The organism is uncultured Phenylobacterium sp. (assembly GCF_902826855.1).
GTDB lineage: Bacteria > Pseudomonadota > Alphaproteobacteria > Caulobacterales > Caulobacteraceae > Phenylobacterium.
Genome location: NZ_CADEGK010000208.1, coordinates 1 through 7,585, shown reverse-complemented (window position 1 = coordinate 7,585; position 7,585 = coordinate 1). Strand labels below are relative to the sequence as shown.

At 68.8% G+C, this 7,585-nt stretch carries 8 protein-coding genes and 1 pseudogene; 1 reads left to right on the top strand and 8 read right to left on the bottom strand.

Translation table 11 applies throughout. From position 1 onward, the window contains the following. Together QZV94_RS20895 and QZV94_RS20890 are read right to left on the bottom strand one after the other, a co-directional pair. Positions 1-465 (bottom strand): ABC transporter permease (locus tag QZV94_RS20895; protein WP_293681453.1); only part of this gene is annotated, 465 nt, incomplete at its 3' end. Between the two features lie 3 nt (positions 466-468). Next, complete coding sequence (locus QZV94_RS20890) at positions 469-1,533, bottom strand: efflux RND transporter periplasmic adaptor subunit (RefSeq protein ID WP_293681450.1); 1,065 nt, start codon at positions 1,531-1,533, stop codon at positions 469-471. A 477-nt stretch (positions 1,534-2,010) separates the two neighbouring features. Between QZV94_RS20890 and QZV94_RS20885 the strand changes: the two genes are divergently transcribed. Then, on the top strand, positions 2,011-2,808 hold the full coding sequence (locus QZV94_RS20885) for a glutathione S-transferase N-terminal domain-containing protein (RefSeq protein WP_293681447.1): 798 nt from the start codon (positions 2,011-2,013) through the stop codon (positions 2,806-2,808). A gap of 192 nt (positions 2,809-3,000) precedes the next feature. Here the strand turns inward: QZV94_RS20885 and QZV94_RS20880 are convergent, their stop codons facing one another. From QZV94_RS20880 to QZV94_RS20855, 6 genes and pseudogenes are all read right to left on the bottom strand, one after another. Further along, positions 3,001-3,495: an ATP F0F1 synthase subunit B gene (locus QZV94_RS20880; protein WP_293681444.1), complete on the bottom strand. Its 495-nt coding sequence runs from the start codon at positions 3,493-3,495 to the stop codon at positions 3,001-3,003. 3 nt (positions 3,496-3,498) lie between these two features. Further along, positions 3,499-4,035 carry a hypothetical protein gene (locus QZV94_RS20875; RefSeq protein WP_293681441.1) on the bottom strand — a complete coding sequence of 179 codons (537 nt, stop codon included), beginning with the start codon at positions 4,033-4,035 and terminating at the stop codon, positions 3,499-3,501. A 33-nt stretch (positions 4,036-4,068) separates the two neighbouring features. Further along, on the bottom strand, positions 4,069-4,293 hold the full coding sequence (locus QZV94_RS20870; RefSeq protein ID WP_293681438.1) for a F0F1 ATP synthase subunit C: 225 nt from the start codon (positions 4,291-4,293) through the stop codon (positions 4,069-4,071). 32 nt (positions 4,294-4,325) lie between these two features. Next, positions 4,326-5,153: a F0F1 ATP synthase subunit A gene (locus QZV94_RS20865; RefSeq protein ID WP_293681435.1), complete on the bottom strand. Its 828-nt coding sequence runs from the start codon at positions 5,151-5,153 to the stop codon at positions 4,326-4,328. An 11-nt stretch (positions 5,154-5,164) separates the two neighbouring features. Beyond that, the gene (locus QZV94_RS20860) at positions 5,165-5,512 is read right to left on the bottom strand and encodes an AtpZ/AtpI family protein (protein ID WP_293681432.1); all 348 of its coding nucleotides are present in this window, start codon (positions 5,510-5,512) and stop codon (positions 5,165-5,167) included. A gap of 166 nt (positions 5,513-5,678) precedes the next feature. Beyond that, positions 5,679-7,585: pseudogene (locus QZV94_RS20855) on the bottom strand (chromosome segregation protein SMC); the annotation flags it as partial.

Here is a 7,585-nt window from a genome sequence, read left to right as displayed (position 1 = left end):
CATGGCCGACGTTCCTGCCACGATCTTGGTGCTGATGGGGGAGATGACGTCCAGCCCATCCGGCTCCAGGCCTGTGACCGACACCGGCTGGACGGCTTCGCCGCGGATGAGGAAGGCGCTTCCGGTGATCTGCGGGCTGATGCCCGCCACACCTTCCTGGGCGCGGATCTGATCCACGACCGAGCGCCATTGGCGGACCTGCTTTCGCTGGAACGTGGAGACGAGCGATGGACCTTCACTCCGCACCCCCGGCGCTTCGAGAATGCGCCCGCGTCGCGTATCGGGCTCCAGGCTCACGTGCGCGCTGTTCGAGGTGACCTGCTCTGTCAGCCGCACCTCAAGTCCCTCGATCAGCGCGGTAATGAACACGAATACCGTAACACCCAGCGCGACGCCGGCCAGAAGCAGGACGGTCTGTGCGGGGTTGGAGGCGAGGTAGCGTCGGGCGACGGTGAACGCGAACATCCCCTACTGCTCCTCCTTCACTCGCACACGCTCGCCCGGCGACACGGCGCCGGGCTCGAGGACGATGCGTTCTCCTGCAGCGACCCCGGACTCTACGATCGCATCGACCGATGGCCAGTCTGCGATTCGCACCCGCCGGACACCTACGGTGTCGTCCTTGTCCACGACGTAGACCTTGGGCGCCACAGTGGCGTCCACAACCACTTGACGCGGGACCAGCATGAGCGTCTCGGCCGAGCGCACCACTATGGTGACATCGACGGACCGGCCGGGGACCAGGTCGGCGCCGGCGTCGTAGGTCAGCCTTACCAGTCGGCCACCGGTCGAGGCGTCGACCCTTGGCGACACTTCCGACACCCTTCCGCTCCAGATCCTGCTTCCCCCCGTGGTGGCGATCCGCGCGGGCATTCCCGGTCGGATGGCGTCGCCGTAGGCCTCGTCAACCTCCGCCTCGATCTCTCCGCCGGACACGCTGCCGAGCTCGAAGAGAACGGTGGTGGTGTCCACCACCTGGCCGGTGTCGATGGGCCTGGCGAGGACGACGCTGGCGCTCGGCGCGCGAACCACGAACTCCTGGGTGCGCTCTATAGCGGCGCGGGCGCTGGATTCGGCGGCCGCCACCTCGGCTTCGGCGGTACGCAGCTCGGCGCGCGCCTGATCCAGAGCGGCCTGCGCGGCGAAGCCCCGGTCAAACAGCGCCTTTGTCCGTCCGAATGTCTGCAGGGCCTCCGCCGCGCGAGCCCGCACGGCCTTCGCGCGCGCCAGCTCTGCCTCAGCCTGCGCCTTTTCAAAGACCGCCTTGATGATGGCAAGCGGCGCGCCGGCCGCGACCGTGTCGCCTTCGTCATGGAGCAGCCGAACGACCTGACCCGCATTGATGGCGCGCACGTCGACCCGCTCGACAGGGCGCACCCGGCCGACGACCGCGATGACGCGCTCCGTCTTCTGCGGCTTGACGACGGATGTCGTGACCTCGGCAGGCCGATTGAGAACAATGAAGCCGGCAACGCCCGCCATGAGCAGCGCCGCTAAACCCGCAGGAACGAGCACCTTGCGATGTATGGCCATTTCGCTCCCGTCGACGCGCGAGGCAGCTCCCGAGACGCTGCCGCAAGAAGAAGACGCAACGGCTGCGCCATGGCGTCAATGGCTGAAGCGCGACAGCTCCAGGCTATCGTGATCGCCATTCGTCGCCCTCGAGGGTCGCAGGTCAGTCAAGTCAAGACACACTCGGGCGCGGCTCCTATCCCACAGGGCGCTGTCGGCGGATTGCAAACAGGTGACGTCCCGCTTCCTGCACTTCGGCCTCAACGGCCTCGGATGACGCCAGAATGTCGGAGGTTCGGTCGTAGAGATCCCCCCTGTCACAGGTGACTGCGACAAACCGCCGATGCCCCTCGCGGTGCCGGAGATACACTTCGTAAGTGCGATGCATCGCGCAATTTTGGGGAGAGCTAGACCTGGGGGAATTGATCTGGATCAGTGCGGCCGCCCTCGCATCAAGCGGCCCCGCGTTTCGCGCACTTCCCCTGCGTGGGGCGATGCATGCTCGACACCCGCCGGCCCCGCCATCACGATCGCCTGCACGCCGGCTTCGGCGCCTGCGAGACCGAGGAGACCCGGATGATCACGCTCTATGGCGGGCCGACACCCAATGCGCGCAAGATCGCCATTGCCCTCGAAGAGCTGGGGGTTGAATGGCGGCTGGAGACGATCGACATCCTGGCCGGCGACCAGCTGACGCCGGCGTTCCTGGCGCTGAACCCGAACAACAAGACGCCGGTGATCGTTGACGATGGCGTGCCCGCGGGCGAGCCGCCGTTCGTGCTGTGGGAGACCGGCGCGATCCTGCTGTGGCTGGCGGAGAAGACCGGCAGCCTCGTCCCGCAGGACCCCCGAGAGCGGGCTATCTGCCATCAGTGGCTGATGTTCCAGGTGTCGGCCGTGGGACCGATGTTCGGCCAGCACGCGCACTTCACGTTCTACGCCAAGGACCGGCATCCCTACGCGATGGAGCGCTACGCAAACGAGGTGACGCGGCTGTTGCGGGTGATGGACAGGCAGCTGGCGAAGACGACTTACATCGCCGGCGAGACCTACAGCATCGCCGATATCGCCATCTATCCGTACATCATGCGCGAGGTGAAGGCGCGCGCGGCGGAGTTCCCGAACCTGATGCGCTGGGGCGCGCTGGTGGGCGCGCGGCCTGCGGTGCGGCGGGGCAATGCGACGGGCGAGGCGCGCAAGGAGACGATCGCCGGCGGCATGGACGGATTCAACGACGAGCACCGCTCGATCCTGTTCGGCGAGCGGCAGTACAAGGCGTTGGACGGCGTGGGGTGAGGCGGGACGTGGTCCACGAACCTCACGACGCCCGGATTCGCGCCTGGCGGGCTTCGTCCCCCAGGTGGACGGGCCGGCGGCGGTGCGGGGGTGTCGTGAGGCTCGTGGACCGGTCGAAGGCGCGACGTTCCCCAACGCGCGCCTGACCGGACGCCGCCAGACTGGAGCGGCGGCGCCGATGCGGTAAGAGGCCTACTGCAGCTTGCCGGCCAGCTGGCCGATGGCCTTGTCGATCAGGGGGTCGGCGGAGGTCGCGGCCAGGCGCTGGACCAGCACCTGTTCGGCCATCTGGGTTGCCAGGTCGGCGGCGGCGGCGCGGACGTCGGCCTCGGCCTGGGCCTCGGCCTGGGCGATCTTGCGCTCGGCCATCTGGCCGCGGCGCTCGATCTGTTCGGCGAGCTTGGCGCGGGCCTCGACGCCGAAGCGTTCTGCCTCTTCCTTGGCGGCGGCGAGCATCTCAGCGGCGTGGCGTTCAGCTTCCGCCCGCTCGACCTTGATGTTGTCCAGCAGCGCGGCGGCCTCGGCGCGGAGGGCGGCAGCCTCATCCAGCTGCGCCTGCACCTTGCGCCCGCTTTCGCCGAGGGCGTTCCAGGCCAGCTTGTGGATGCCCAGGGCGAGCATCAGGCCGACGAAGATCACGAAGGCGACGCCGACCCAGAAGTGGGCGTCCATGAGGAGTTCGGTCATCACTTATCCTCGCGCCCGCACGGCCGTCAGCTCGGCGGCCGAGGCCGCCTTGCCGGTCAGCTTGGCGACGATGGCGGCAGCCGTTTCCTGAGCGATCGTGGCCACGTTGGTCATGGCCTGGTCGCGCGCGGTGTTGATGGCGGCGTCGGCCTTGGCGGCGGTCTCGGCGAGGCGAGCCTCCTCAGCGGCCAGCGCCTTGTCGATCTCGCCGCGGGCGGCGGCGCGGGCATCGTTGGCCAGCTTCTGCGCCGCGGCGCGGCCCTGGGCCCGCTCGGCGGCGGCCTCCTGGGCCGTGGCGTCGGCCTGGTCCTTCAGCTTGCGCGCATCGGCCAGGTCGCCCTCGATCTTGGCGTCCCGCGCCTCGATGGCCCCGCCCAGCTTGGGCACGGCGAAGGCGCGCATGTAGATGAAGAGCACGATGAAGACCAGCAGCACCCAGACGATCTGGCCTGGCCACCACTGGAAATCGAACTGCGGCAGCCCGCCGGAGGCGGCAGCGTGGCCCGCCGCCTCGGTCGTAGCATGGGTCTCGACAGCCATCGGCGCGGGATCCTGTCCTTGCAGTATCGCCGCTTAGCCGAAGCGCAGCAGCAGCGACATCACGAAGGCGAACAGGCCCATGGTTTCGGTCAGCGCCATGCCCAGGAACAGCATGGTTTGCTGGCTGGCGGCGGCCGACGGATTGCGGATGGCGGCTTGCAGATAGTTGCCGAATAGGACGCCGAGGCCGACGCCGGCGCCGGCCATGCCGATGGCGGCGAGACCGGAACCGATCATCTTCGCGGAAGCAGGATCCATAGTGTGTAGTCCTCTTTTGAGCTCGTTAGCGGTTAGTGGCCGTGACCGAAGTTCACGACCTCGTTGAGGTAGACGACGGTGAGCGCGGCGAACACGAAGGCCTGCAGCACGGCGACGACCAGTTCCAGGCCGGTCAGCGCGACGATCATGGTCAGCGACAGGCCCGAGCCGATCCAGCCCAGGGTCGCCAGGCCGCCGCCGAGGGCGAAGATGCCGAGGCCGACCACGAAGGAGCCGAACAGGCTCATCACCACGTGGCCGCCCAGGATGTTGCCGAACAGTCGCATGGCCAGGGTGATCGGTCGCACAAAGTAGGAGATCATCTCGATGATGACCATCAGCGCGCCGCCGACGACGCCCATGCCTGGCACCCAGAAGAGGCCAAGGAATTTCGGCCCGTGCTTCACGAAGCCCAGGATGAAGACGCTGAGGAAGGTGATCAGCGCCAGTGTCGCGGTCACCGCCAGCTGAGACGTCACCGCGAAGGTCCACTCCTGGCCGCCGATATTGCCGATGGCCAGCACCACGCTCATCAGGTTGAGCGTCAGGATCAGCATGAAGATCGTGAAGACGAAGGGGATGTACGGCTTGCCGCCCGCGCCGATGATCGGCCTGACGAGCACGTTGTCGATGATGCCGTACAGCGCCTCGACGCTCGCCTGCGCGCGGTTCGGCACAATGCGGCCCTGGGCGGTCAGCGCGATGAACACCATCAGGAACGCCGTCCCGACGAGCAGCGTGAAGACCGAATTGGTGATCGACAGGTCGAGCATGAACCCGCCGATGTTCACCGGCGGGATATCCACGATCTTGTGGATCAGGAACTGATGCATCGGGTCGATGGCGGGCTGTTGCGCCATATTGGTCGGCCTCAATCGTTCTCGTCGTCGGGAATAGACGGGAGGGGTCCCGCCTCTTCCATGGCTTTCTTCGTCCGCTCCGCGGCGCCACGAACGGCGACGAAGATGGCGAACCCGGTGCCGATCAGCAGACCGCCGATCAACCCCAGGGGCTGCGTATTCGCGAAGCGATCGACGACCCAGCCAAGGCCGGTCCCGCCCAACACCCCACCAACCACTTCACCAAGGAAGCGGAACCCGTCTCCCGACAACGCCTGGACCGCCGTGCTTTGCTTTGGCGCACGCTCGGCCTCCAAGGCGTCCATTCGCGCGCTGAGCCGCTTGCGCGCCTCGTCGTGCGATTCAACCGGCGTCGGCATGCGTCGGGAGGCCTAACAGGCTGCGACGTAGCCGCCGCGGCGGGGGCTTCAGGTCGCGCGGAACCTATAGAGACGTGTGCAGTGCGTCAAGGCTGGGCAGATACGCCGTAAGATATTGATTTGACGATATTTTTCAACGACCTCGATAACGCCTGCACTGAAGCTTCTATTGCGCCGCCATCGCCTCGGCCTGGCGCAGGTCCACCGACACCAGTTGGGAGACGCCGCGCTCGGCCATCGTCACCCCGAACAGGCGGTCGGTGCGCGCCATGGTCACCGGGTTGTGGGTGATGACGATGAAGCGGGTCTGCGTGCGGCGGCACATCTCGTCGAGCAGGTTGCAGAAGCGGTCGACGTTAGCGTCGTCCAGCGGGGCGTCGACCTCGTCCAGCACGCAGATCGGCGCGGGATTGGCCAGAAAGACCGCGAAGATCAGCGCCGCGGCGGTCAGCGCCTGCTCGCCGCCGCTCATAAGGCTCATGGACGCCATCCGCTTGCCGGGCGGGCAGGCATAGATCTCCAGGCCGGCCTCCAGGGGGTCGTCCGATTCGACCAGCCGCAGTTCCGCCTGGCCGCCCTGGAACAGCGATTCGAACAGTGTCTTGAAGTGCTCGTTGATCACCCCGAAGGCCGCAGTCAGGCGTTCGCGGCCCTCGTGGTTCAGCTCGTCGATCCCCTGGCGCAGGCGCGCGATGGCGCCCGTCAGGTCGGCGCGCTCCAGGGCCATTGCCTCGACGCGAGCCGAGAGCTCTCCGGCCTCCTCCTCGGCGCGCAGGTTCACCGGCCCGATCGATTCGCGCTGACGCTCCAGGTTGAACAGGTGCGCCTCGGCCCCGGCCCCGTCCGCGGGGATCGCCACGGCATCGTCGCGGAGCTTCTTCGCCAGTTCCTCCGGTTCCATCCGCGCGGCCTCGCGGATGTTGGCGGCGACCTCGGCCATCCTTTGCACGGCGCCCTCGGCGTGGGCCGAGAGGCTGGCGCGCACCTCGCGGGCTTCGGCGGCCGCGGTCTCGGCGGCGCGCAGACCGCGGTCGGCCTCGGCGCGTTCGCGCTCGGCCTCCGCCAGGGCGTCGGAGGTCCTGGCGCGGCGGGCCTCCGCCACGGCGAGCTCGTCCAGCAGAGCGACCTTGCGGGTCTCAAGCGTGGTCGGCGCGGCCTTGGCGGTCTCCAGCGCGGCATGCGCCTTGGTCCGCGCCTCGGCGAGCTGGTCCTGGCGCTTGGCGGCGGTCGCCGAGCGGCGGACCCAATCGCCATGCTCGCTCTGCAGGCCTTGCAGCCGCCTGGCGCGGCCGTCGCGCTCGCGAACCTCAAGGTCGTGGGCCGAACGAGCCTCGGCGGCGGCCTCGCGCGCGGGTCCAGCGGCGGCGCGGGCGGCAGTCAGGTTGGCGCGCAGCTCGCCCGCCCCCTCGTCCGTGCCGACCTCGGCCATGATGGCCTCGAGGGCCGCCTCGTGCTCGGCGAACTCGGCTTCGAAGCGGTCGATCAGGTCGTCGAGGGAGGCGGCTCGCTGGGCCTTCAGGGCGGCGTCGCGCTCGATGCGCTCCAGGGCGGCGCGGGCCTGGGCGGTCTTCTGTTCAAGCACCGGCGGCTCGCGGCGGGCGGCGCGCAGGGCCTCCTCGGCCTGACGGGTGCGCTGGGCGGCGGCCTCGACGGCGGCGCGCGCGGCCAGCGCCCTGGGCGTCAGCTTCTCGATCTCGGCCTCGACCTCGGCCAACCGGGTCTTCTGTTCCAGGCGCACGGCGGCGGGCTTGGGCGCATCGGCCCGCGCCACGAAGCCGTCCCAACGCCAGAGGTCGCCTTCCCTGGAAACCAACCGCATGCCGGGCTTGAGCTCGGCGGCGAGCCGGTCGCCATCCTCGCGCGCCACCAGGGCCACGAAGGCCAGCCGCGCGGCCAGCACGCCCGGAGCCTTGACCAGTGGACCGAGCGGCGTGGCGCCCTGCGGCCACGCCGGGACCTGCGGCTCGCGCCCGCCCCAGAACGAAGGCGCCGCCGGATCCAGCGCCGCGTCGAGGTCATCCCCGAGCGCGGCGGCGACCGCGATCTCGTATCCGCGGTCCGGCGAGACCGCGC

What these genes read in the sequence shown, in the direction of transcription:
- QZV94_RS20875 (WP_293681441.1), bottom strand. Translation starts at nt 4,035, where the DNA reads ATGGCTGTCGAGACCCATGCTACGACCGAGGCGGCGGGCCACGCTGCC.
- QZV94_RS20880 (WP_293681444.1), bottom strand. Translation starts at nt 3,495, where the DNA reads ATGACCGAACTCCTCATGGACGCCCACTTCTGGGTCGGCGTCGCCTTC.
- QZV94_RS20865 (WP_293681435.1), bottom strand. Translation starts at nt 5,153, where the DNA reads ATGGCGCAACAGCCCGCCATCGACCCGATGCATCAGTTCCTGATCCAC.
- QZV94_RS20890 (WP_293681450.1), bottom strand. Translation starts at nt 1,533, where the DNA reads ATGGCCATACATCGCAAGGTGCTCGTTCCTGCGGGTTTAGCGGCGCTG.
- QZV94_RS20870 (WP_293681438.1), bottom strand. Translation starts at nt 4,293, where the DNA reads ATGGATCCTGCTTCCGCGAAGATGATCGGTTCCGGTCTCGCCGCCATC.
- QZV94_RS20885 (WP_293681447.1), top strand. Translation starts at nt 2,011, where the DNA reads ATGCTCGACACCCGCCGGCCCCGCCATCACGATCGCCTGCACGCCGGC.
- QZV94_RS20860 (WP_293681432.1), bottom strand. Translation starts at nt 5,512, where the DNA reads ATGCCGACGCCGGTTGAATCGCACGACGAGGCGCGCAAGCGGCTCAGC.